Raw genomic sequence first — 21,004 nt, 5'->3', positions numbered from 1 at the left:
GCGGATCGCGCAGTACACCTTGAGCAGGTGGTGCGGCTCGTCGAAGAGCGCATTCCACTCGTCGTCGTTGATCTGGAACGCTGGCACTTCAGTCGAACTCCAGCTGGTCGACGCCCTGGATGTGCTCCATGTAGCGCTTCGCCTGGTGGAGGATCGTTTCGATGTCGCGCTCGTGGAAGCAGCGCATTTCCTTGGGAACGATCTTCAGGTCCAGCACCGCCAGGATCTCGGCGAACTGCTGGAACTTCTCCGGCTTCATGCGGCTGATGGTCGCTTCGTCGCAACCCACTGCAAGCGCCACAGGCCCATTGCCTATCGACGCAAGGCGCTGCATGAGAACGGCGAAGTTCTTGCGGGCTCTTACCGTCTGTTCCTGGCTCAATTGCTCCGTGGACATGGCTATGCCACCGACTTGGAAGCTTCAGGGTCGGGCTGCGGGAATACCTCGTCCAAATCGCAGACGACGCCGAGCCCGGCAAGGGCGGCGATGATTTCGCGAGCCTCATTCAGGCCTGGTGTGCGGTTTCCGCTTTCGTAGTTGGCGAGGCGTGACTGCCTCCAACCCAGCTTCTTGTAGAGGGCTGCCTGGCTGATGCCGGCGCCCTCTCGGGTCTCGCGAATACGGTTCATTGAATCGGCTCCTTATGAGTCACCGATCAGAGGATAAACACGTATCGTGATATTCGCAAACACATTAAGTGAAAACACGACATTGCAGAGCGTGATTACAATCTGCAGCATGAATACTCTTGGCGAACGCATCGCCCATTACCGCAGCCTCAAACGACTCTCCCAGAAGGCCCTAGCCATGGCCTGCGGGTGGGGTTCTCAATCGCGCGTGGGGAACTACGAGAAGAATCTGCGAGAGCCGGGCCTGGATGACCTTGAAAAAATGTCTTCGGCCCTGGGCGTGTCGATCGCCGTGCTTCTCGGCGAAGGCGACTCGAAGGAAGCAGGAGGCAACGCACAGGTCGTCGCCCCGGCTGATCGCTCGTACCGCTACCCTGTCCTTAGCTCCGTTTCGGCCGGCCTGTGGGGGGATGCAGTCCAACCCTTCGAGCCAGGCGCGGAAGACGAGCACATCGTCAGCGACTACATGGGCAAGGGGCCCTGCTTCTGGCTCCGCGTGGATGGGGACTCGATGACCGCGCAATATGGGGAGAGCTTCCCGGAAGGCAGCATGGTCCTGGTGGATACTGGGATCGAGCCCCGGCCAGGACATCTGGTGATCGCCAAGCTCGTGAACGACGACAAGGCGAACTTCAAGCAGCTGGTGCGCGATGGCGGCCGGTCCTTCCTAAAGCCCTTGAACCCCACATACCCGTTGATCGAAATCAACGGAAACTGCCGCCTTGTGGGCGTTGTCGTCGAGTCCAGGCGCAGATACATCTGACATCGAGACGCCCGAAAGCCCCGCTCTTGCGGGGCTTTTTCGTTCCTGCCTATTGCCATCGGCTATTATAGGAAATACTGTTTATTCATACAGTATATGGAGATCCCTATGTTGCATGCGCAGTACCAGCATGAGCCCGACTACCAGAGCTATCTCGACCTTGCGCGGCGCGTACAGGCTCTGGTGAGCACTCCCCGCGCCAGGATCGAGCACCAAATAGTGATTTCGCGCGAGCCCGCAGACACCCAGATCGCCTGGGAGCAACTGATGGAAGAAATCCGCGAGGCTCCGGGTGTTCGCCTGACCCCTCGCGCGGATGGAAGCGTGCATGTGGGTTGGTTCATCGAACGACACTGATCCCTCAGCCCTTTCCAAAGCCCGCCCACTGCGGGCTTTTTTTCGTCCTGGCGAAAATAAATCACGAAACGTGTTTGACAGATCAAACACATTACGTGATTATTTAACCACGGTCTGAACACGGACCGTGACAAGCCGGGTAATCGCCGGCTAGCCCGGGACTCAGCGAATTGAGTGGGCTCACGAGATGAGCTCTCTACCCCCTGCCCCGCAATGGTTTGTCCAGCGGGACCGACAGGAGCACAGCGCCCAGCCGCAGGTGGCGCAGGAAGTAACAGCGGCCAGATTCACCAACCCTGGCGCTACGGCGCCGGGGCTGTATCGGTGGGCGGTTCGGCGGCGCACCTGCGCCACGGCTGAGAGCCGGACCGTCCACCGATGCGGCCCCTCCGCATCACCTGCTGCTCCACACCTTGCCCCGCTCACACCGGGGCTTTTTTTCGCCTCCAGTTGAGAGCACTCACCCCCGCGCCCACCGGCACCAAGCGGGGCGCACGAGTGCTGCCAACTGCAGGCACACCAGCGAGGACACGACCATGGCCATGACCGCCATCGCTCACCAGCACCAGATCAACCGCGACTACGACCGCCGTCTGGCGCAAGACCTGCGCTCCGACCAGCTCCGCGACGACATCGACTGGGAGCGCCTGGAGGAAATCATGGCCGATGCTCCGAAGGCTCAGCGCAAGGAGTTCTGGAGCAACCTGCTGCCGCTGCTGGACACCTACCCGCGCTTCCTCGGCAAGCAGAGCGTCCAGCTGATCGCCGAGCCCCTGCACGACGCGGTCGCCGAGGCGATCGACGCCCAGGTCCGCAAGGAGACGGACCGGTGAGCCTCCAACACAACAGCCTGGCCCTGCTGATGGCCACTGCAAAACGTCGCGGCGCTTCGGCGCCGGCCGACTTCATCCGCTTCCCCATGCGCATTGGTGGGGTCTGGTATTGCGAGGTGCGTCATGGATAAGCGCGACCTGGAAGCCCTGGCCGCGGCCCGCCGAAAGCGCGAGAGCCGCATCGAGCGCAACCTGCGAAACGAGTACCTGCAGGGTCGTGGGCCCGAGGGCCTGGAGCTAATGAAGGACGGCAGCTGGTCCGCATGCTGCCGCCGCTGCGAACAGCCTTACGAATGGCCGGCGATGGCGGGGGAGTACTCCGAAGAAGGCAACTACTGCGGCGGAAGCGAGTGGTGCACCCCATGACCCGCTACCAACGCGCCCGGCGCTTCGTCATCTGGCGCGGCGCTCTGGCCGCCCTCGCCCTGTTCACCGGCCTGCTGGTCGTCATCTCCCTCGGCGGCGAGATCACCGCCGAGCAGCCGGCCACCGCTTATACCCGGCAGAGGTAATCCAATGTCCATCACCACCGTGCGGGCCTCCTCGTGGGGCTCGCTGTTCGACTGCGCCTACAAATGGGAGGGCGTGCACCTGCTGGGCATGCGATCGCCGAGCAGCCCGCGCGCCCTGCTGGGCACTGCGATTCACGCCGGCACCGCCGCGTTCGATATCGCCCGGGTCACCGGCCAGCCGCTGACGCCCTTCGACGCCGCCGCCCACCTGGTTGACGCGCTGCAGAACCCGGACCGGGAAGTCGACTGGCGCGGCGCCGACATCACGCTGAAGCAGGCGGAAAGCACCGGCCTCGCCCTGCTGACTAGGTACTGCACCGACATCAGCCCCCGCTACGACTTCGTGGCCGTGGAGTTGGAGACGAAGCCGCTGGAGATCGATTGCGGCGGCGGGGTCATCGTCCGCTTGACCGGCACCCTCGACCGAGCGCGCATCAAGCGCAACGAGTACGGCACCGGCATCGCCGACGTGAAGACCGGCACCAGCGCGGTCGTCGATGGAGTGGCGAAGACCAGGGGGCACAAGCCTCAGTTGGGCACTTACGAGCTGCTCTACCAGCACACCACCGGGCATGCGACCACAGCACCGGCCGAAATCATCGGCCTGAAGACCAAGGGCCGGCCCGAGGCTGCCACCGCCGAGGTCGAGGGCGCGCGCGAGCTGATGGTGGGCACCGACGCAGCGCCCGGGCTGATCCAGTTTGCCGCCGACATGTTCCGCACCGGCCTGTTTCCCCCGAACCCCCAGAGCAACCTCTGCAGCGCCCGCTACTGCCCGCGCTGGTCCACCTGCCCCTACCACGACTGAGGCTCACCATGACCCAGACCCAAACGCTTCAAGGCCTGCAACAGCAACAGCTCGCTGCTGCTCACCACCAACCGCCCGTGGCAATGAGCTTCTTCGACCTGCAGGGCTTCGAACTGATGCAGCGCATCGCGAAAGCCTTCTCCAGCTCCAACCTGGTGCCCAAGCATTACCAGGGCAACCTGCCGAACTGCATGATCGCCCTGGACATGGCGCGGCGCATTGGCGCCAACCCGCTGATGGTGATGCAGAACCTGTATGTCGTGCACGGTACGCCGGGCTGGTCCAGCAAGTTCCTGATCGCCACCGTGAACACCTGCGGCCGATACAGCACGCTCCGCTATGAGTGGGTCGGCACCAAGGGAAAGGACGACTACGGTTGCCGCGCCTGGGCGATCGAGCGCGAAACCGGTGAGCGCTTGGATGGGATCGTCGTCGACTGGGCGATGGTCAAGGCCGAGGGCTGGTCCAGCAAGTCGGGCAGCAAGTGGATGACCATGGCCGACCAGATGTTTATCTACCGATCGGCGGCCTTCTGGCAACGCGCTTACGCGCCGGACCTCGGCATGGGCCTGGTGACCGAGGAGGAAATCCGCGACACCTACGACGCGCAGCGCAGCAACGACGGAAGCTTCAGCGTCGATCTCGATTCGTTGCGCGACACCGCCCCGGGCCCGGTGGTGGACATGGAAACCGGCGAAATCCTGGACGCCGAGCCCGAGGCACCAGCGCCTGCCGCTGCTGCGGCCGACGAGCCCCAGCAGCAGGACGACGAGCCGGAAGGCGGCGACCTGGTTCTCGAGTAATCCCCATGGCATCCCGCACGGTTGAAGAGCGCTTCGACCGTGTCGAGGAGTTCAACGCCCTGCTCTGCGCCGCCGAGATAGTCGCCCAAGGCGACTGGGACGAGCAGTTCACCGCCGACCTCCGCGACACCTTCAAGCGTTATGGCCCCCACACCTACCTCAGCGACTCCCAGCTCCAGCAGCTGGAGCGCATCGCCGCCCAATAGGAGCCCCACCCCATGAAGATCGAACACCGCAGCATCATCGACCGTGCCCGCAGCATGGGCCTGTATCCCAGCGAGCTCGCCCACGAGCTGCTGGTCCACGACCTGGTAGCCGCTTGCCTGGGCGAACTGCGCAACCTCAAGGCGGCCTACAGCAGCCTGAACGAGTCCACGCAGCAGGAAGTGATCGACCGCTTGACCGACGCCGCACGTGACGCGGCGACGGTCGCAATTCGCACCATCAGCACCCGCGACGTGGAGCACGTGCAAGTCGAGATGAAGTCCATCAAGGTCGAAGCGAAAACGCTGACGATCACCGCCAAGGTCGATGCGCACGAGCCGAGCAAACACGCTCTCACCGACTCCGCCGGGAAGCTGTGCCTGCTGGTGATCGCGCCGAACGACTACGAAGAGGCGATGGACGACATCGTCCCCGATCGCGACCAGAAAACCCTGGCACTGCCGGCCAGCGAGATCCTTGGCGGCCTGGACCTGCGCGGTCGCGACGACGACATCTCGGATGGCGACGATCCCCTGTACCAGGACGTTGTCCGCGTCATCAGCGAAACCCGGCGCGCGACCATCTCTGCGGTCCAGCGGAAGTTCACGGTCGGCTACAACCGCGCCGCTCGCCTGATCGAGCGCATGGAGCGCGAAGGCCTGGTCACCGCGCCGAACTCCAACGGCGCGCGCGACGTGCTTATCCCGCCGCCCGCCGGCCACGAGCAGGAGCCCGAGCCGCTGCACACCCCCGAGGAGCAGGCCGACGACCTCTACGCGCAGGCCGAAGCCATCGTGCGCGAGGACGCTGGAGGAAGCATCTCCTGGTTGCAGATGCGCCTCGCCATCGGCCAGGACCAGGCCGAGGCCCTGATCGCTCGTCTGCGTGATGCGGGTGTGGTCGGTGAGCCGGACGACAAGGGCAACCATCCGCTGCTGGATGCGCGTACGCCGGACATCGCCGTGACCAGCAGCGAAGAGCCCGCGGCCCCGGAAGAGGCCGACGATCAACCCGAAGTTCCGATCACCCTGGAGTGACCCATCATGCACCTGGACCGAATCCTGGTAGAGAACGTCCTGGGCTTGCGTAGCGCCGACCTGGCGCTGCGTACCCCAATCACCCTGGTTGCCGGCCCGAATGGCGCTGGCAAGTCCAGCCTGGGCGACGCCGTGAGCATGGCGCTGCTCGGCAAGCCCCGTCGTGTGGCGAAGAAGAAAGACCTGGCCCAGCTGGTCAGCGAGGGTGCCAAGCGCGGCCGCGCTGCAATCTGGGCCGACGGCGAGCAGATGGGCGAAATGAAGCTGCCCAGCGGCGACCACGGCGAGCACCTGCCGGCCGGCGCGCAGTACCTGCCCTATGTGCTGGACTCGACGCTGTTCGCCACCGGCAGCGCCGACGATCGCCGCCGGCTGCTGTTCCAGCTCACCAACTGCAAGGCGACCCCGGACCTGATCGAGAAGCGCCTGCTGGAACTGGGCGCGCAGCCTGACAAGGTGGCGACGATCAAGCCGCTGCTGTTGTCGGGATTCCCCGCCGCCAGCGAGGACGCCAAGGCCCGCGCCACCGACGCCAAGGGCGCATGGCGTGGTGTCACCGGCGAGGTGTGGGGCGAAGTGAAGGCCGACGGCTGGGAACCGGAGCTGCCGGCCACTTCCGTCGACCAGCAGGACCTGGCCAACAGCCAGAACCAGCTGCAGCAGGTCGAGCAGGACCTGGCCGACGCGCAGGAGGCGCTGGGTGGCCACCGCGCCAACGCGCAGAACAACGCGCAGCGCCAGGCCAAGGTCGCCGAGTTGGTGCCCGAGGCCGACTTGCTCGCGCGCCGTACCGTGAAGTTGGAGGAAGACCGGAAGCGCCAGCTGGAGTGGTCGCAGAAGCTGATTGAAGCCGAGCAGGCCGCCAGCGCCGCAACCGCGATGAAGTGCCCGTGCTGCAGCGAGCTGCTGGTGATGGAGGACGGCAAACTGATGAAGCTGCCCACTGTCCCTGGCGCAGATGCAGCTGAAGCGGCAAAGCGTGTCGCGGAATACGAGGGCTACCTGCAAAGCGCCATGCGCGCGATCGACAACAGCCTGCGCGATGTCGCCAGTTCCGAGGCCGCAGTCAAGCAGATCAAGGAGCTGAAGGCCGAACTGGCCGCAGAGGTGTCGGCGGAGGCGATCGAGACCGCAGAGCAGGCGATCAACGAGCTGCGCCAGCAGCGCGACGCGCTGCGCGCCAAGGTCGAGGCGCTGCAGGAGGTGGCCCGAGCTATCGCCGACCGCCAGGCCGTGATCGACAAGGCCGCGCGGCACCATGCGGACGTCGTCGCCTGGTCGCTGATCGGCGACGCCCTGGCCCCTGCCGGCATCCCCGCGAAGCTGCTCGGCGAGGCTCTGGCACCGGTCAACGACTCGCTCGCCATCCTGGCCCGCCTGGCCAAATGGCGGCCGGTGGTGATCGGCAACGACATGGCGCTGACCTACGGCGACCGCGCCTACGGCCTGCTGTCCGAGTCGGAGCGCTGGCGCGTCGACACCCTGGTGGCCCTGGCCATCGCTCAGCTGTCCGAGCTGCGCATGGTGTTGCTGGACCGGTTCGATGTGCTGGACCTGAAATCCCGCAGCCAACTGCTGGGCCTGCTCCTGGAGCTGGCGAAGATCAAGGCCATCGACTCGGTGGTGCTGTGCGGCACGCTGAAGGAGCCGCCCGCCAAGCTGCCGGCGGCGATCGCCTCCTACTGGATCGAGAGCGGCGCCATCGTCCAGCCCAGCACCAGCCAGGCCGCGTAACCGCCGCCCACTCGGGCGGCCCCTCCCTCCTCGCCCTGCCGCGCCAGCCGCGGCCAGGGCCGGCTCGCCCCGAGGAAACCATGGCCAGACCGAACAACCCCGCCCGCCCATGTGCGGTGCTGACGCCGGACCAGGTGCGCCAGATCCGCGCCGCCGGCTACCGACTCACCGCGCGCCAGCTCGCCGACCAGTACGGCGTCCATTACCGAACCATTGAGAAGGTTCGGGCATATGAAACCTGGCCAGCTTTATAAGGGGCATATAACTAGAACGGGGTATCTTCATACACCGTTCGTATTAAGCTTGCTTCCATCTCAACTTTATTCACGAATTTTTCCAATTTCTTCATCAAATCTAGAATTTCCACGGGACTGATTTCTATAGTACTCCCCTGCTTTGTATATCCAGCCCTATGAACACAATCGTGTCGTTTGGCTACCGCCCGGAAGAACCATGTAATATCGCCGAAATCGATACCTAACACACTTTTATACATCGGCTTTATTTTATCCAGACGATGAAAAATCAAATCCTGCAAATAAGAGCCTACGATTCTTTTGATCTCATCATTTTTCTTGAATAGCTCACCCAACACCATAGGCCTTACAGACAAATCGCTATTGCTTTCGACTAACTGTCGAATCCGCAAATTATCGTTAACAGTGAGCTGTATGAATGTCTTAGACAAATAAGATTCTGCTGCAGCAACGACGTGCGCATACAGCATTACTTGTAGATTTTTTTGTGCCTTAAAGGGCAGTTCCGCTTTAAGCAAAGTTTCTACAGACGCCAAGTGACTGCGGAATATTTCAATAGCTGAATCGTCCGCACCACTTACAACCCAGTCTAACTCTTCCTCTTCGTCGTAGTAAGGAAGGTCATAGGCCAAGATTCCCTTATCGGTGGACATGGAACAGTCCACCCCACCATAAGAATTAGAAATCAGCACAACATGATGAACGCTACACTCGGGGCAATAAATATCTGCTTCGTCTTCAGTCTGGCTATCGATATTTCGATCAGCACTAAAGTTTGGCTCCGGGCAATACACGGCTTCCTGAATCAAACACCCGCAATCGCACCGAATTGAAAGATCAATTTTCATAACTTCCTTCCCTTTTCCACAACGACGCGCTCGCCTGAAGCCGCGAACCTATCTCAACCAATCTCAAAGCGCCACTACGGTGCGGATTCGTTAAGGAACCCGCCGCATGACATCACGGCAGGAATGTCCAAAGTCAGTCCTCAGAGCTTTCCAGGTATCTGCCCGATGTATGGCGGAACCGTCGGGGCAATTTGCTTAAGCAGGTCGTCGAAGGCTCCAGCCGGCCTTTGCGCCGCGTCATCTAACTCCTTCTGTTCGATCTCCTTCGGCTGGTCTTCCTGCTGCTGGTTTTCGTCGCTCATCGCCATCTCCTTATGACCGGCTCCATGCCGGGACTCCGAAGTTAGACCACCTACTCCTAATACGCCACCGCGGCGCGGCGTTGCCGTGCCCAGCAAAAGGAACCAGCCACATGACCTTGCGAGCCACCATCGTCCGTCCCGACGCTCGGATCGTCGTCCAGTTCAGTTGCGGCGCCGCGTCGGCGGTGGCCGGCAAGCTGGCGCTCGCACAGTATGGTGCGACCCATGACGTCCAGTTTCTCAACGCCTTCCTGGCTAGCGAGGACGCAGACAATCGGCGGTTCCTGGCCGACTGCGAAATCTGGACCGGTCGACAGTTCACGGTGTTGCGCGACGAGAAGTACGGTGCCGATGTGCAGAACGTCTTCTTGCGTGAGCGCTACTTGAAAGGCCCTCACGGGGCACCTTGCAGCAAACTACTGAAGCGGCGCCTGCTGGATGCCTGGAAGAAGCCCGGCGACGTGATGGTGCTCGGCTACACCGCCGAAGAGGCCGACCGCCTGGAAGACTTCCGGGAGCGCAATCCGGACCGCCCTGTGATCGCCCCACTGATTGAGCGCGGCTTAGGCAAGGAGGACTGCAAGGCGATCATTCTGCGGGCCGGCATTGTGCTGCCCTACATGTACAGAGCTGGCTACAGCAACGCGAACTGTCCCGGGTGCCCGAAGGGCGGCGAAGCCTACTGGCGCGCCGTGCGAGTCGACTTTCCAGAAGTGTTCGAAGCACGGTGCCAGGTGCAGGACGAGCTGGGCCCAGGGTCTTGGTTCCTGCGATACCGCTCCGGCCCTCGAAAGGGGGAGCGGTTCCCCCTCCGTGAACTTCCATATGGCCCCATCCGCCGTAACGAGTCCCTTCCGTCCTGCAGCTTCTTCTGCGAGATGGCAGAGGCCGACATCATCCACAAGGAACCCACCGCGTGACCTGGTACACCTTGCACCGCTGTTCCTAGTACCCTCTGCGCTTTTGCAAACGCCAAGGAAAGCGCATGAGTTCCATTCCAGAGATCGCCTTTGAAATCGGCCAGGTATACGACCGCCGCACGGACATTCATGAACCGTTTGGCGGTAGCTGGCAGAGTGGCATCTCCCCTTCAGCTCAGTCGCCTGTCGTTTTCATTTTCAGCGGAGAAAGCGGCAAGCAGTTCGGCTACATCGACCACTTCGATGAATACGGTGTCTTCCACTACACGGGAGAAGGCCAGGTCGGAGACATGCAACTCGCCGGCGGGAATCGAGCCATACTTGGGCATGCCCGCGAGGGGCGCTCACTTCACCTTTTCAAGGCACTCGGCAAGAAGGCAGGAAAGAGTCTTGGTCAACGCTACCTAGGCGAGTTCGCCTGCGCCGATTTCACGTGGAAGATGGGGCCTGACCGTGAAGGCAACACACGCAAAATCGTAGTGTTCCACTTGGTGCCGATTGACCGCGTAGTGGAAGCAGTGATTGAAGACTCCGCTCTAGGGGACTTACCTACATCACTTGCAGCAGCACGACAGCTCGCGATGGAGGCCATGGAGACCGGCGAAGGTGCCGGAGCAGGCAACACACTCCGCAACATCTACAAGCGAAGCGCCCAGGTAAAGCATTACGTGCTCTTGCGCGCTGAAGGGCTGTGCGAGGCCTGCGGAGAGCCGGCCCCCTTCCTGCGAAAAGACGGAACTCCGTATCTCGAACCACACCACATCAATCGGCTGTCCGATGGCGGACTGGATCATCCTCTCTTTGTCGGCGCCGTATGCCCTGCCTGCCACCGAGAGATCCACTACGGCGTAGGTGGCCAGGAAAAGAATGAAATGCTGCGGGAATACATACAGAAGCGCGAGGGCGAAATTAGCAACTAACCCTTTGCTGCTGACCAAGTTGGGCAGTCGTTCATTCTGAGCGACATGCCGATGTGGGTGCGGCCGGTGGCTATGGGGTTGAGCGTTGCCCAGCAGAAAATACCGCGGTGACCTGCTGGTACACGAGCAGCTGGCAGCAGCTGTGGCAGAACAACCTGGCGTCGCTGGAAGCCATGTTGCAGGATGCTCGGAACCCGATTTCCCAACGTCGCCTGAAGAGGCAATGCCGGACCGGGCCGAAGAAGAACTGAGCCACCGTGTGTGGCCATCACGAACTGAAGGAACCCACCCCGGGCCGGTGCTGCCGGCCCTCAACCCGCAAGGAGCTGAGCCATGAGTGAATACGATCCCAAAGGCCGCTATGACCTGATCACCGGGACGGGCGAGAAAATCGCCGAAGTGGTCAAGGGCGTGCTGTATGAGGTCGCCCCTGACTATCGCCAGCCGGCGGGAGAACTGACAGCCGTTGCGCGCATCGACGGCCTGACCGCCATCCGCTCGGACGGCGCGGTCTTTCAATTGGTCCCGCAGGCGTGACCGTCACGCATTCAACCCTACCCCAGCCAAGGAGCTGCCCCATGGATATTCGCGACACCTATAACGCCCTGATGGCCATCGCCGACAACCGCTACAACACAGAGCGCGTCCGCCGTGCGGCGCTTCGCGGCCTGGGCTCTGTCCCTCAAGGTGAGGTGCGGGCCTACCTGGCCACGGTGGCGCAAGACGAAGCAGCCACTGAGGGCATGCGCGAGGAAGCGGCTGAAGCCCTGGGCCGCGCCTGCCGCTGAAGGAACACACCCCATGACCAGGCCTACGCCCCCCGTCCGGGGCTGCCCGATGTGTGGCGGTCAGAGCGGCGTCCAGTTCACGCTGACCGAATCGCACGCGATGGGCGGCCGCTGGGGGCAGGTGCCCCAAGCGGGCGACAGCGGGCTGAAAGTGCGTTGTAGCCTGGTTGCCTGCGTGGACTGTGGCCACCGCTTCCGGGCGCAGACCCTGGAAGCGCTTGGGGCGATGGCCAGGCCCGGGCCCGCCGACTGCCCCACACGGGTGCTATGACAAATCGCCCCCAAACCTAAGCCCACCCCGGTGGGCTTTTTCATGCCTGCCGATGTGGGTGCGACCGGTGGACATAGGGTTGAGTGTGGCGAAATCAAGTCCATTTTAAGAATGCCTCTCACGCACAGGCTTGAGCACGGATGAAGCGCGCCAATGGACTCCAATGTTCATTGAAAGCTGGACGTCGCAATGAATATATCGAAAGGCCGACATCACAGCCGTCAAATAATAACCCAACAAATGAATTCCCATTTATAACGAGCTTCTCTGCTGTCGCTTCTATATCCACGAAACCCATTCGCATTTTGAGTCTCTCAACAGAAAGTGAATTCGGAGGATCAACAACCATCTTAAGTACAATATCCCCCGGCCCATTTCTAATAATTATCTTGCCAGCCGAAACTTCCACATCCCAGCTATCGCTGTATGCGATCCATTCATTATCAACTATTTTAAGCGTCGGCGCCCCAAATCTATCGCAGAAGGTTCCACTTATACGGAATGGGCCTCCTTTCGTCTCCGGCGGTTTTATGCTGATGACTGGTCGGTCAAACACCTCTATTGGCGTAGAACAGTTTGTGTGAGTTACGCCACCAATACGAATGGAAGGATACGAGTCACTAAAAAAATCGAATTCATGTTTGAGAACCCCCGTCTGAAGGCATGCAGGATTTTCTGCATATTTTTTTATAGTCGCCTTAGACCAGAATTTCGATGTCACATTTGCATGACATGTTGGGCAAAGAGTAACAATTGAAGCAGGATCATGGACCGATGCCTCATGAAATTCAGGATCTACATGTTCGTATTGAATGATTCCACACCCACACTTTATGCAACCGAAGCCACATCGCTGGCGTACTTGCCTCTTAACATCTGGAGGAATAGTTCTCGATAATCCGTGCTTGTTAAACCCGGGTTTTAACTCCATAAGTGCTCCGAAAATTTAGAAAACGCGTGAATGCTCTACATTACAAATCATCAGAGATGCCTGGCTCCCTTTACCACCTTTGACCACTGTAAATATCGGCTCGCCGAACTGGGTGATCACCGGCTTCGCGAATCCAGCCTGGCCTCGAGCCGTTGATGTCGTAGACCGCATTACCACGCACAACTAGAAACGGCTTGCCATTTTCATCACGACCCCGACCAGTCCGCGTGATTCGCTCCCCAGAGGCGTCATGAATCCACGCCCCTCGTAAAACGTGTAGCTGCCGTCCGCATAGTCCTTTGCCATACCCACCTCCATTGAATGAAGCGGCGAATATAGCTGCCGTGGAATGCCCATGAAAATGGACGAGACCGCACCATGAGCGCTCCCACCTTCTGCCGCTCCACCGGCCTGCGCATCGGGCAGTGCACCTGCATTCGCTGCCGGCCGCCAGCACCAGCAACGCCTCAGTAACCCACCTCCTACTCACCGACTCTGCGCACAGCGCCGGAGGGTTTCCCCGTGTCAACAGTTCAACAACACCGCGAGCGCCCGATCCTGTTCAGCGGCCCCATGGTTCGCGCCATCCTGGAAGGCCAGAAGACGGTCACGCGGCGCGCTGTGAAGCCTTGCAAGGCGCACGCAGACGGCTTTGCCGTACTCGACTTCGGCAATGGCTGGCAGCCGTTCAACACGTTCTGCGACTTCACCTCTGACAGCGAAGGCATGGAGTACCCCATCGCTTGCCCATACGGCAAGCCCGGCGACCGCCTGTGGGTACGCGAAACATTCGCCACGCTCAGCGCCGGCCAGTACGAACCGGTCAAGCCCGCGTGGGGTTATGGGCAAGACCTACGTTTCGCCGCGACCGACCCGCTGGCCGACTGCGACATCGGAGTGCGTGGATACGCATGGCGCCCATCAATCCACATGCCCCGTTGGGCCTCCCGCATCCTGCTGGAGGTCACCGACGTGCGCGTCGAGCGGCTGCAGGACATCAGCGAGCACCAAGCCCAGGCTGAAGGTATCGAACACCTCCCCCATCTCGACCCTGCTGGGACATGCCATTGGCGCGTGTATGGCAGCGAGAGCTCCGGGACCAACTCGCCGGTAGCCAGCTTCGAATCACTGTGGGAATCCATCAACGGCGCGGGCAGCTGGGACGCCAACCCCTGGGTCTGGGTCGTCGAGTTCCGGAGGATTCAGCCATGACCGGTCTCACCAAATCCCGCATGCAACTGGAGGTCGAACTGGCCTCCACCCTCGAACTGCTCCGCCAGGCCAATCGCATCGTAGGAACCCATCCCAGCATTGGCGCCCAAGAGCTGAGCGTGAAGATCTGTGAGCACTTCGCCGCAATCAGGCGGCAGGAGAAGAAATCGTGAGCGAAGAACTGAAGCCGTGCCCGTTCTGCGGGGAAACTCCTGATCTTCCCAGCGGAGACGGCACCTACTACGTAATCGAATGCGGAAAATGCGGATGGGCGGTGGTGGGCGTTCAGATCAGCGACCTCATGACCATTGATGAGCGACAAGCTGATCCGTTCACCGAAAACCGCTATGCGGAGCAGTTCATTGAGCGAGCGAAGGCGCAAGCTACCGAGCTCTGGGGCCGCCGCGCCACCCCTCCCGCCGCGCAGGTGCAGGGGGAGAAGCCTGAGGTGGTGGCGTGGCGCTACGGATTCTCCGGCGGGATCGTGAGTGACAAGGCGTGCCTGGATGAATGGAAGACCGATGGCGAATATCAGCCCCTGATGACCGTCGCCCAGCACGAGCGCATCGTGGCCGCGCCCTCCGCCCCGCCTGCTGCCGGGATGCCAGCCGTGGGCACCAGGCCTCAGACCTGCAACGGAAAGCGCTGCGGCTGGTGCAAGGAGGGTGCCGAGACTTGCCACTACACCCCGCCTGCATCCGAACAGCAGCAGGCTGTCGTGATGCCGAAGATTGCCGGGACTGCCATCGTTGAGGTCGTCAACGGCGTTGAAGGCCCGTCGCTCTACATCGGCAACGAAGATGGCGGGTACAGGCTCGCAGGGCCGAAGCCCTGGGGCGGCGGCAGGACCATCCACAAGTTCACCGTCAAGCTGGACGAGCTAGTCCGCGAAGCGATGGACCTGGCAGGTGTAAACCAGGGGGTTACAACTGAGGCGGGGAATGGGGGTGATGTGTGATAGAGCTTCGACCAATCACCCGCGACCTGGCGGACGCGTTCATCCGCGAGCACCACAGGCACCACAACGTCCCCGTCGGCGCGCTGTGGCGCCAGGCTGTGCACGACGACAACGGCGTTCTGGTTGGCGTAGCTGTCATCGGCCGTCCGGTGGCTCGCGCCCTGGATGATGGGCTCACCGCCGAGGTGACCAGGCTCTGCACCAACGGCACACCGAACGCCTGCAGCATGTTGTATTCCGCCGCCCGGCGCATCGCCCAAGACAAGGGATACCGCCGTGGGCTGACCTACATCCTCGCCAGCGAGAGCGGGGCAAGCCTGCGCGCAGCTGGATGGCAGTTGCTCTGGGACGTGAAGGGTCGGAGCTGGGATTGCCCGAGCCGACCGCGCACCGACAAACATCCGACCGAAGACAAGCAGGCGTGGGGATGGGGCGCATGGCCCACCCCGCCCCAGGAGAACGACCGATGAGCGATGTGATCGAATTGCCGATGTCCGTAACCGTCAGCGGTCGTCGGTGGAACCTCTTCACCTACGACTACACGACGCCGGACGGCACCTTCAGTGGCTACCTGTACGCGATCTCGGCAGAGCATGCGGCTGCACTGCTATCCGAGATGAAGGAAACCGCTGAGCTGAAGGGCCAGATGGTAGGAGTCATCGAATGAGCAGAGCAAGTCAGCACCCTTCCGAGCGAGACCGCCCCGGCCTTCAAATGGCGCTGGCCGCATTAGAGCGCCGCGAACGTATTTATCCCGGCGCCGCCGGCATACCTCGCCTACTGCTGGAGCAGATCAGCAACCCGTATACCGTTCTTGAGCCCTCTTACGACGCCCTCCAAGCCGAGCGCGACCAGCTGCGCGCCCAGGTAGAGGAGCAGTTGCCTCGCCTGATCGACGAGAACCACAAGCTCCGCGCCGAGCTCGACGCGATCAGGGGCAGGAGCCGAGCCTAGACAAGTGGGCGGAGTACAAAGCGAAATTCTGCGGCTGCAAAGATGCCAGTCGACACAATTCGTGCCGAGGCCTAGCAACCTGCCAGCTCCCGATAGGTCATCCTGAGCGCAAAGTGGAGTATCTCCCACCCCAGCAGCCCGACGCGGTGAGCGTGCCGAGGGAGTTGGCGCAGGAGGCCCTGGAGATGGCTATCGACGACGCCGAAGAGCATCTGTGCTCGCCGTGCTTCAACCCGACTCGACAGCGCGTGCTGGATGAACAGGTAGAGCGCTGGAGAGCCCTCCTCTCCACCCGCCAGGCTGAGGATGGGGAGTGATGGATAACCAGCTCAAGCAATGGCGTAATGATCAGAAGCACCTGCCGAAGTTCATGCGGGACTTCCATAACTGCAAAGACCTGTTCAAAGGGATCTCGGATTACATCGTTTGCGACGATGACCACCCAGCAAATCGGGTGAATTGGCGCCAGGCGCAGTGCTATACGATCGACGTTTTCCTTTGGTTCATGGCAGAGCACGGCTTCACGCTTCAGCGAAGCCGAGCTCGACAGAATTTCAGCGACCTTGACGCACTTCTTGCTGAATTGAACCGCCTGCGCCGCGAGGCATTCACCTCCGCAATGCTGGCTCACAGCCAAACCGAGTAACCCCCTACCCCACCACAGCCTGCCGGCAATGACCGGCGGGGAGGCCTCCCTATGTCTGCAGCACACCAAAGCATTGAGGACGAACACGACAAGCTCACCGAGGTGCAATTCGCCGCCTTCCTCGGCACCACCGTCGCAGCACTGCGCACCAGGCGCTTCCGCAAGCAGATCCCTGAAGGGGTCTGGATCAAGCTCGGCCGCGAAACCATCTACAGCAAACGGAGATACGATGAATGGCTGGAAAACCAATGGACTTGCCCGCCGGGGTGGAAATCTTCCGCAACTCCCTCCGTGTCCGCTTCACCTGGAACGGAAGACGTCGCAGCGAAACACTTCCGCTTCCCGTCACGCAAAAAGGCATCCAGGCTGCATCCCGACTGCGTGCTCAGGTAGTTGGCCTGATAAAGATGGACCTGCTGGACGACGCCAAGTACGCCGAGCTTTTCCCAAGCTCGGCGAACGTGGCAGGGCTCAACACCTTCGGTGAATACGCCCAGCTCTGGCTGGACAGCCGGGGGATGTCGAAGGGCACCAGGGGCAACTACGTCAGCGCGCTGAACCTCTACTGGCAGCCCCATCTGGCCAAAACCCGCATCGACCTGATAACCACCACCCTGCTCCGAAAGATCATCGCGGACACCGAATGGTCTTCGCCTGGGGTGAAGCGCAACGCCATCTGGCGCCTTGGCACGGTGCTGCGCACCGCCGTTGAAGACGGCGTCATCGACAAGAACCCTGCAGAGCCAATTGAGTTGCCACGGCGCGGGAAGAAGGAGGTTGACCCCTTCACCCAAGAGGAGGCGGACCAGATCATCGAGGCGATGTATGCCCGTGATTTCTGGCCGAGCAGCATCTACGCGGCGCTCTACGAATTCATGTTCTATTCGGGGCTGCGGATCGGCGAGGCAATTGCGCTGCAGTGGGACGCCGTCGACTTCCAGAAGAGGACAGTGCGGGTATTCCGGGTAGTTGCATTGGGGGAAGTAGAGGAGCGCACCAAGACCCACAAGGACCGAACGGTGCTGCTGAACGATCGCGCCATCCACGCGCTGGAGTTCGCCCTGGCATATGCCGAGCGCCGGAAGAAGGGAGAGGGGCGCATCAAGGAAACGCCGTTCGTCTTCCCGCCGTCGAAGAACAGCGAGTTCATCAAGCAGACTTCCGACGTCCACCACCAGTGGCGGCCGATTCTCAAGGCCCTGGGTATCCGCTATCGCAAGCCATATAACTGCCGTCACACCTATGCGACAATGTGCCTAATGTCAGGCATGAACCCCGCCTTCATCGCGCAGCAGTTGGGCAACAGCGTCCAAATGCTTCTCTCTACGTACGCCCGCTGGATCAACTCTGGCTCCGATTGGACCGAGATTGCGAAGTTAAATACTGGTATCAAATCGGTATCGACTTCGGCAGACAGCTTGTAAGTCATTGAAAGGTAAAGCTCTTGATCTCCACCGCAAATATCACCATGCAGTTCGGCCCCAAGCCGCTGTTCGAGAACGTTTCCGTCAAGTTCGGCAACGGCAACCGCTACGGCCTGATCGGCGCCAACGGCTGCGGCAAGTCGACCTTCATGAAGATCCTCGGCGGCGACCTGGAGCCTTCCGGCGGCCAGGTGATGCTCGAGCCGAACGTGCGCCTGGGCAAGCTGCGCCAGGACCAGTTCGCCTATGAGAACTTCAGCGTCATCGACACCGTGATCATGGGCCACGAGGAACTGTGGCGGGTGAAGGCCGAGCGCGACCGCATCTACTCCCTGCCGGAGATGAGCGAGGAAGACGGCATGGCCGTGGCCGAGCTGGAGACCGAGTTCGCCGAGATGGACGGCTACACCGCCGAATCCCGTGCCGGCGAGCTGCTGCTCGGCCTGGGCATCCCGCTGGCCCAGCACTTCGGCCCGATGAGCGAAGTCGCTCCCGGCTGGAAGCTGCGCGTGCTGCTGGCCCAGGCGCTGTTCTCGGACCCGGAAGTGCTGCTGCTGGACGAGCCGACCAACCACCTGGACATCAACACCATCCGCTGGCTGGAAAACATCCTCACGGCGCGTAACAGCACCATGATCATCATTTCCCACGACCGCCACTTCCTGAACAGCGTGTGCACCCACATGGCGGACCTGGACTACGGCGAGCTGCGCCTGTTCCCGGGCAACTACGACGAGTACATGACTGCGGCGACCCAGTCCCGCGAGCAACTGCTGGCCGACAACGCCAAGAAGAAGGCGCAGATCGCCGAGCTGCAGACCTTCGTCAGCCGCTTCTCCGCCAACGCCTCGAAAGCCAAGCAGGCCACCTCCCGCGCCAAGCAGATCGACAAGATCCAGCTGGCCGAGGTCAAGCCGTCCAGCCGCGTCAGCCCATTCATCCGCTTCGAGCAGCACAAGAAGCTGCACCGCCAGGCGGTGACCGTGGAGAAGCTGGCCAAGGGCTTCGAGGACAAGCAACTGTTCAAGGGCCTGGACCTGCAGATCGAAGCCGGCGAGCGCGTCGCCATCATCGGCCCCAACGGCATCGGCAAGACCACCCTGCTGCGCACCCTGGTCGGTGAAATGACCCCGGACGCCGGCAGCGTGAAATGGACCGAGAGCGCCGAGCTGGGCTACTACGCCCAGGACCACGCCCACGACTTCGAAGACGACGTCACCCTGTTCGACTGGATGGGTCAGTGGACCCAGGGCGGCGAGCAGCTGGTGCGCGGCACCCTCGGCCGCATGCTGTTCTCCAACGACGAGATCCTCAAGTCGGTGAAGGTGATCTCCGGTGGTGAGCAGGGCCGCATGCTGTTCGGCAAGCTGATCCTGAAGAAGCCCAACGTGCTGGTGATGGACGAACCTACCAACCACCTGGACATGGAATCCATCGAGGCGCTCAACCTGGCGCTGGAGAACTACCCGGGCACGCTGATCTTCGTCAGCCACGACCGCGAGTTCGTCGGCTCCCTGGCCACCCGCATCATCGAGCTCTCGGAGACCGGCGTGACCGACTTCAGCGGCACCTACGACGACTACCTGCGCAGCCAGGGCGTGATCGTCTGACGCCCCGCTCCGCCCCATGAAAAAGCCCCGCCGATGCGGGGCTTTTTCTTGCCTGCGCGCCCCCTAGCCGGGCAGCCCCGCCAAGGCGGCGCGCAGCCGCTGGGTGCCGGGGCGCTGGCAGGTGATGGCCACCGCCTCCAGCCCCAGCCAGGTGGCGAGGCTGCGCAGCTGCTCGGCCAGGGCCTGGATGCCCACCTCGCTCAAGCCCCGGGGCTCTTCGTGCAAGGCATGCACGGCGAGGCGGTCCTGGGCCCGCTCGGCGCGCAGGTCGACCCGGGCGGGCAGGCGTTCGTCGTGCAGGAAGGGCAACACGTAGTAACCGTACTGGCGCTTCTCCGCCGGGGTGTAGATCTCCAGGCGGTAGCGGAAGTCGAACAGGCGCTCGGTGCGGGCGCGCTCCCATACCAGCGAGTCGAAGGGCGAAAGCAACGCACTGGCGCGCACCTTGCGCGGCACCGTCGGTTCGCCGATGCAGTAGCCGGGCTGCTTCCAGCCGCGCACCGTCACCGCCTGCAGGTCGCCGTTCTCCACCAGCTCGGCGAGGGCCTGGCGGCTGTCGGCCGGGTCCAGCCGGTAGTAATCGCGTAGGTCCTTCTCGGTGGCCACGCCCAGGGCCTGCGCCGAGTGCAGCAGCAACTGGCGGATGGCGGCGTCTTCCGGCAGTTCGACAGCGTTGAGCAAATCTGCCGGGATCACCCGCTCGGGCAGGTCATAGAGGCGCTCGAAGCCGCGGCGGCCGGCGACCGTCACCTCCCCCGCGGCGAACAGCCATTCCATGGCGTGCTTTTCGGCGCTCCAGTCCCACCAGGGGCCGGCACGCTCCTGGCGGGTGCTCAGGGCACCGGCACCCAGGGCGCCCTGCTCGCGCACGGCGGCGAGCACGCGCTGGATCACCTCCTGCTGCTCGCGACCGAAGCGCGCCAGCTGCTGGTAGATGCCCCGCCCCAGGGCCGCCCGCTGCATGCGCCAGCGCAGCGCCGGGTAGAGGTCCAGCGGCAGCAGCGAAGCCTCGTGGCCCCAGTACTCGAAGAACTCGCGACGGCGCGGCTTGCCCCAGGCCAGTTCGTCCAGCAGCTCGCGCGGGTAGTCGCCGAGGCGCGAGAAGAACGGCAGGTAGTGCGAACGCACCAGGGCGTTGACCGAGTCGATCTGCACCACGCCAAGACGCCCGGCCAGCGCACGGACGTGGCTGGCGCGGATGGCGCCACGGGGCGGCCGCATGAAGCCCTGGGCGGCCAGGGCCAGGCGGCGGGCTTCGGCGGCGCTGAGTTCGAGGGGCATC

General features: G+C 62.3%; 32 protein-coding genes. 26 read left to right on the top strand and 6 right to left on the bottom strand.

Translation table 11 applies throughout. The features are described from left to right. Positions 1-88 precede the first annotated feature (88 nt). Positions 89-397: a CII family transcriptional regulator gene (locus PSm6_RS22115; RefSeq protein WP_263154035.1), complete on the bottom strand. Its 309-nt coding sequence runs from the start codon at positions 395-397 to the stop codon at positions 89-91. A 2-nt stretch (positions 398-399) separates the two neighbouring features. After that, positions 400-630 carry a helix-turn-helix transcriptional regulator gene (locus PSm6_RS22110; RefSeq protein WP_265168233.1) on the bottom strand — a complete coding sequence of 77 codons (231 nt, stop codon included), beginning with the start codon at positions 628-630 and terminating at the stop codon, positions 400-402. A 109-nt stretch (positions 631-739) separates the two neighbouring features. Between PSm6_RS22110 and PSm6_RS22105 the strand changes: the two genes are divergently transcribed. The 12 genes from PSm6_RS22105 (at position 740) to PSm6_RS22050 (ending at position 7,935) form a co-directional block, all read left to right on the top strand. Next, complete coding sequence (locus PSm6_RS22105) at positions 740-1,393, top strand: LexA family protein (protein ID WP_265168232.1); 654 nt, start codon at positions 740-742, stop codon at positions 1,391-1,393. A gap of 108 nt (positions 1,394-1,501) precedes the next feature. Further along, positions 1,502-1,750, top strand: coding sequence for a DUF1654 domain-containing protein (locus tag PSm6_RS22100; RefSeq protein ID WP_265168231.1), 249 nt, complete (start codon positions 1,502-1,504; stop codon positions 1,748-1,750). Between the two features lie 536 nt (positions 1,751-2,286). After that, positions 2,287-2,583, top strand: a complete 297-nt coding sequence (locus PSm6_RS22095) for a hypothetical protein (RefSeq protein WP_265168229.1) — start codon at positions 2,287-2,289, stop codon at positions 2,581-2,583. Then, a complete protein-coding gene (locus PSm6_RS22090) occupies positions 2,580-2,714 on the top strand; it encodes a hypothetical protein (protein WP_265168228.1) in 135 nt (44 codons plus the stop codon). Before PSm6_RS22095 ends, PSm6_RS22090 begins: the two co-directional genes overlap by 4 nt. Continuing rightward, entirely contained in the window at positions 2,707-2,949 is a 243-nt protein-coding gene (locus tag PSm6_RS22085) for a hypothetical protein (protein WP_265168227.1), read from the top strand. Before PSm6_RS22090 ends, PSm6_RS22085 begins: the two co-directional genes overlap by 8 nt. Further along, positions 2,946-3,095: a hypothetical protein gene (locus PSm6_RS22080; RefSeq protein WP_236209870.1), complete on the top strand. Its 150-nt coding sequence runs from the start codon at positions 2,946-2,948 to the stop codon at positions 3,093-3,095. Before PSm6_RS22085 ends, PSm6_RS22080 begins: the two co-directional genes overlap by 4 nt. Positions 3,096-3,099: 4 nt before the next feature. Then, entirely contained in the window at positions 3,100-3,903 is an 804-nt protein-coding gene (locus PSm6_RS22075) for a RecB family exonuclease (RefSeq protein ID WP_265168226.1), read from the top strand. Positions 3,904-3,911: 8 nt separating this feature from the next. Then, a complete protein-coding gene (locus PSm6_RS22070; protein ID WP_263403134.1) occupies positions 3,912-4,706 on the top strand; it encodes a hypothetical protein in 795 nt (264 codons plus the stop codon). Between the two features lie 5 nt (positions 4,707-4,711). Continuing rightward, positions 4,712-4,912, top strand: coding sequence for a hypothetical protein (locus PSm6_RS22065; protein ID WP_263403133.1), 201 nt, complete (start codon positions 4,712-4,714; stop codon positions 4,910-4,912). Positions 4,913-4,924: 12 nt separating this feature from the next. Next, on the top strand, positions 4,925-5,947 hold the full coding sequence (locus PSm6_RS22060) for a DNA translocase FtsK (protein ID WP_265168225.1): 1,023 nt from the start codon (positions 4,925-4,927) through the stop codon (positions 5,945-5,947). 6 nt (positions 5,948-5,953) lie between these two features. Continuing rightward, positions 5,954-7,681 carry an AAA family ATPase gene (locus tag PSm6_RS22055; RefSeq protein WP_265168224.1) on the top strand — a complete coding sequence of 576 codons (1,728 nt, stop codon included), beginning with the start codon at positions 5,954-5,956 and terminating at the stop codon, positions 7,679-7,681. A gap of 80 nt (positions 7,682-7,761) precedes the next feature. Then, complete coding sequence (locus tag PSm6_RS22050) at positions 7,762-7,935, top strand: hypothetical protein (RefSeq protein ID WP_265168223.1); 174 nt, start codon at positions 7,762-7,764, stop codon at positions 7,933-7,935. 11 nt (positions 7,936-7,946) lie between these two features. Here the strand turns inward: PSm6_RS22050 and PSm6_RS22045 are convergent, their stop codons facing one another. After that, entirely contained in the window at positions 7,947-8,786 is an 840-nt protein-coding gene (locus PSm6_RS22045; protein ID WP_265168222.1) for a hypothetical protein, read from the bottom strand. A gap of 140 nt (positions 8,787-8,926) precedes the next feature. Then, on the bottom strand, positions 8,927-9,088 hold the full coding sequence (locus tag PSm6_RS22040; RefSeq protein ID WP_265168221.1) for a hypothetical protein: 162 nt from the start codon (positions 9,086-9,088) through the stop codon (positions 8,927-8,929). 110 nt (positions 9,089-9,198) lie between these two features. Here PSm6_RS22040 and PSm6_RS22035 point away from each other — a divergent pair, with 110 nt between their 5' ends. The 4 genes from PSm6_RS22035 to PSm6_RS22020 all read left to right on the top strand — a co-directional run bounded on the left by PSm6_RS22035 (position 9,199) and on the right by PSm6_RS22020 (position 11,716). After that, complete coding sequence (locus PSm6_RS22035) at positions 9,199-10,008, top strand: hypothetical protein (protein WP_265168220.1); 810 nt, start codon at positions 9,199-9,201, stop codon at positions 10,006-10,008. Positions 10,009-10,073: 65 nt separating this feature from the next. Then, positions 10,074-10,928, top strand: a complete 855-nt coding sequence (locus tag PSm6_RS22030; protein WP_265168219.1) for an HNH endonuclease — start codon at positions 10,074-10,076, stop codon at positions 10,926-10,928. Positions 10,929-11,261: 333 nt separating this feature from the next. After that, positions 11,262-11,465 carry a hypothetical protein gene (locus PSm6_RS22025; RefSeq protein WP_265168218.1) on the top strand — a complete coding sequence of 68 codons (204 nt, stop codon included), beginning with the start codon at positions 11,262-11,264 and terminating at the stop codon, positions 11,463-11,465. 41 nt (positions 11,466-11,506) lie between these two features. Next, positions 11,507-11,716, top strand: coding sequence for a HEAT repeat domain-containing protein (locus tag PSm6_RS22020; protein WP_265168216.1), 210 nt, complete (start codon positions 11,507-11,509; stop codon positions 11,714-11,716). A 389-nt stretch (positions 11,717-12,105) separates the two neighbouring features. Here the strand turns inward: PSm6_RS22020 and PSm6_RS22015 are convergent, their stop codons facing one another. Further along, complete coding sequence (locus PSm6_RS22015; RefSeq protein ID WP_265168215.1) at positions 12,106-12,918, bottom strand: hypothetical protein; 813 nt, start codon at positions 12,916-12,918, stop codon at positions 12,106-12,108. Between the two features lie 573 nt (positions 12,919-13,491). Here PSm6_RS22015 and PSm6_RS22010 point away from each other — a divergent pair. The 10 genes from PSm6_RS22010 to PSm6_RS21965 all read left to right on the top strand — a co-directional run bounded on the left by PSm6_RS22010 (position 13,492) and on the right by PSm6_RS21965 (position 19,722). Then, positions 13,492-14,130, top strand: coding sequence for a hypothetical protein (locus PSm6_RS22010; protein ID WP_371877148.1), 639 nt, complete (start codon positions 13,492-13,494; stop codon positions 14,128-14,130). Continuing rightward, positions 14,127-14,303, top strand: coding sequence for a hypothetical protein (locus PSm6_RS22005; RefSeq protein ID WP_265168211.1), 177 nt, complete (start codon positions 14,127-14,129; stop codon positions 14,301-14,303). Before PSm6_RS22010 ends, PSm6_RS22005 begins: the two co-directional genes overlap by 4 nt. Continuing rightward, positions 14,300-15,088: a Lar family restriction alleviation protein gene (locus PSm6_RS22000; RefSeq protein ID WP_265168210.1), complete on the top strand. Its 789-nt coding sequence runs from the start codon at positions 14,300-14,302 to the stop codon at positions 15,086-15,088. Before PSm6_RS22005 ends, PSm6_RS22000 begins: the two co-directional genes overlap by 4 nt. Next, positions 15,085-15,558: an XF1762 family protein gene (locus PSm6_RS21995; protein WP_265168208.1), complete on the top strand. Its 474-nt coding sequence runs from the start codon at positions 15,085-15,087 to the stop codon at positions 15,556-15,558. Before PSm6_RS22000 ends, PSm6_RS21995 begins: the two co-directional genes overlap by 4 nt. Then, positions 15,555-15,755 carry a hypothetical protein gene (locus tag PSm6_RS21990; protein WP_265168207.1) on the top strand — a complete coding sequence of 67 codons (201 nt, stop codon included), beginning with the start codon at positions 15,555-15,557 and terminating at the stop codon, positions 15,753-15,755. The genes PSm6_RS21995 and PSm6_RS21990 overlap by 4 nt, the downstream gene beginning before the upstream one ends. After that, positions 15,752-16,042, top strand: a complete 291-nt coding sequence (locus PSm6_RS21985; protein WP_265168206.1) for a hypothetical protein — start codon at positions 15,752-15,754, stop codon at positions 16,040-16,042. The genes PSm6_RS21990 and PSm6_RS21985 overlap by 4 nt, the downstream gene beginning before the upstream one ends. Before the next feature lie 185 nt (positions 16,043-16,227). Next, positions 16,228-16,359, top strand: a complete 132-nt coding sequence (locus PSm6_RS21980) for a hypothetical protein (protein ID WP_265168205.1) — start codon at positions 16,228-16,230, stop codon at positions 16,357-16,359. Then, the gene (locus tag PSm6_RS21975; RefSeq protein WP_265168204.1) at positions 16,359-16,688 is read left to right on the top strand and encodes a hypothetical protein; all 330 of its coding nucleotides are present in this window, start codon (positions 16,359-16,361) and stop codon (positions 16,686-16,688) included. The genes PSm6_RS21980 and PSm6_RS21975 overlap by 1 nt, the downstream gene beginning before the upstream one ends. Before the next feature lie 233 nt (positions 16,689-16,921). Continuing rightward, entirely contained in the window at positions 16,922-18,112 is a 1,191-nt protein-coding gene (locus tag PSm6_RS21970; protein ID WP_265168203.1) for a site-specific integrase, read from the top strand. Positions 18,113-18,132: 20 nt separating this feature from the next. Next, complete coding sequence (locus PSm6_RS21965) at positions 18,133-19,722, top strand: ABC-F family ATPase (protein ID WP_031286787.1); 1,590 nt, start codon at positions 18,133-18,135, stop codon at positions 19,720-19,722. A 63-nt stretch (positions 19,723-19,785) separates the two neighbouring features. On the opposite strand, the gene PSm6_RS21960 is transcribed toward PSm6_RS21965, so the two are convergent. After that, positions 19,786-21,003 (bottom strand): winged helix-turn-helix domain-containing protein, encoded by a 1,218-nt coding sequence (locus tag PSm6_RS21960; RefSeq protein ID WP_265168201.1) that lies wholly within the window; start codon positions 21,001-21,003, stop codon positions 19,786-19,788. Position 21,004: the final 1 nt, after the last annotated feature.

Origin of the sequence: Pseudomonas solani (assembly GCF_026072635.1) — a bacterium.
Taxonomy (GTDB): Bacteria; Pseudomonadota; Gammaproteobacteria; order Pseudomonadales; family Pseudomonadaceae; genus Metapseudomonas; species Metapseudomonas solani.
Note: the sequence above shows the minus strand (reverse complement) of the source record. Positions and strands in the feature narration are given on the sequence as shown.

Coding starts and splice junctions, on each gene's coding strand:
- PSm6_RS22115 (WP_263154035.1), bottom strand. CDS start 397: ATGTCCACGGAGCAATTGAGCCAGGAACAGACGGTAAGAGCCCGCAAG.
- PSm6_RS22110 (WP_265168233.1), bottom strand. CDS start 630: ATGAACCGTATTCGCGAGACCCGAGAGGGCGCCGGCATCAGCCAGGCA.
- PSm6_RS22105 (WP_265168232.1), top strand. CDS start 740: ATGAATACTCTTGGCGAACGCATCGCCCATTACCGCAGCCTCAAACGA.
- PSm6_RS22100 (WP_265168231.1), top strand. CDS start 1,502: ATGTTGCATGCGCAGTACCAGCATGAGCCCGACTACCAGAGCTATCTC.
- PSm6_RS22095 (WP_265168229.1), top strand. CDS start 2,287: ATGGCCATGACCGCCATCGCTCACCAGCACCAGATCAACCGCGACTAC.
- PSm6_RS22085 (WP_265168227.1), top strand. CDS start 2,707: ATGGATAAGCGCGACCTGGAAGCCCTGGCCGCGGCCCGCCGAAAGCGC.
- PSm6_RS22080 (WP_236209870.1), top strand. CDS start 2,946: ATGACCCGCTACCAACGCGCCCGGCGCTTCGTCATCTGGCGCGGCGCT.
- PSm6_RS22075 (WP_265168226.1), top strand. CDS start 3,100: ATGTCCATCACCACCGTGCGGGCCTCCTCGTGGGGCTCGCTGTTCGAC.
- PSm6_RS22070 (WP_263403134.1), top strand. CDS start 3,912: ATGACCCAGACCCAAACGCTTCAAGGCCTGCAACAGCAACAGCTCGCT.
- PSm6_RS22065 (WP_263403133.1), top strand. CDS start 4,712: ATGGCATCCCGCACGGTTGAAGAGCGCTTCGACCGTGTCGAGGAGTTC.
- PSm6_RS22060 (WP_265168225.1), top strand. CDS start 4,925: ATGAAGATCGAACACCGCAGCATCATCGACCGTGCCCGCAGCATGGGC.
- PSm6_RS22055 (WP_265168224.1), top strand. CDS start 5,954: ATGCACCTGGACCGAATCCTGGTAGAGAACGTCCTGGGCTTGCGTAGC.
- PSm6_RS22050 (WP_265168223.1), top strand. CDS start 7,762: ATGGCCAGACCGAACAACCCCGCCCGCCCATGTGCGGTGCTGACGCCG.
- PSm6_RS22045 (WP_265168222.1), bottom strand. CDS start 8,786: ATGAAAATTGATCTTTCAATTCGGTGCGATTGCGGGTGTTTGATTCAG.
- PSm6_RS22040 (WP_265168221.1), bottom strand. CDS start 9,088: ATGAGCGACGAAAACCAGCAGCAGGAAGACCAGCCGAAGGAGATCGAA.
- PSm6_RS22035 (WP_265168220.1), top strand. CDS start 9,199: ATGACCTTGCGAGCCACCATCGTCCGTCCCGACGCTCGGATCGTCGTC.
- PSm6_RS22030 (WP_265168219.1), top strand. CDS start 10,074: ATGAGTTCCATTCCAGAGATCGCCTTTGAAATCGGCCAGGTATACGAC.
- PSm6_RS22025 (WP_265168218.1), top strand. CDS start 11,262: ATGAGTGAATACGATCCCAAAGGCCGCTATGACCTGATCACCGGGACG.
- PSm6_RS22020 (WP_265168216.1), top strand. CDS start 11,507: ATGGATATTCGCGACACCTATAACGCCCTGATGGCCATCGCCGACAAC.
- PSm6_RS22015 (WP_265168215.1), bottom strand. CDS start 12,918: ATGGAGTTAAAACCCGGGTTTAACAAGCACGGATTATCGAGAACTATT.
- PSm6_RS22010 (WP_371877148.1), top strand. CDS start 13,492: ATGGTTCGCGCCATCCTGGAAGGCCAGAAGACGGTCACGCGGCGCGCT.
- PSm6_RS22005 (WP_265168211.1), top strand. CDS start 14,127: ATGACCGGTCTCACCAAATCCCGCATGCAACTGGAGGTCGAACTGGCC.
- PSm6_RS21990 (WP_265168207.1), top strand. CDS start 15,555: ATGAGCGATGTGATCGAATTGCCGATGTCCGTAACCGTCAGCGGTCGT.
- PSm6_RS21985 (WP_265168206.1), top strand. CDS start 15,752: ATGAGCAGAGCAAGTCAGCACCCTTCCGAGCGAGACCGCCCCGGCCTT.
- PSm6_RS21980 (WP_265168205.1), top strand. CDS start 16,228: ATGGCTATCGACGACGCCGAAGAGCATCTGTGCTCGCCGTGCTTCAAC.
- PSm6_RS21975 (WP_265168204.1), top strand. CDS start 16,359: ATGGATAACCAGCTCAAGCAATGGCGTAATGATCAGAAGCACCTGCCG.
- PSm6_RS21970 (WP_265168203.1), top strand. CDS start 16,922: ATGGCTGGAAAACCAATGGACTTGCCCGCCGGGGTGGAAATCTTCCGC.
- PSm6_RS21960 (WP_265168201.1), bottom strand. CDS start 21,003: ATGCCCCTCGAACTCAGCGCCGCCGAAGCCCGCCGCCTGGCCCTGGCC.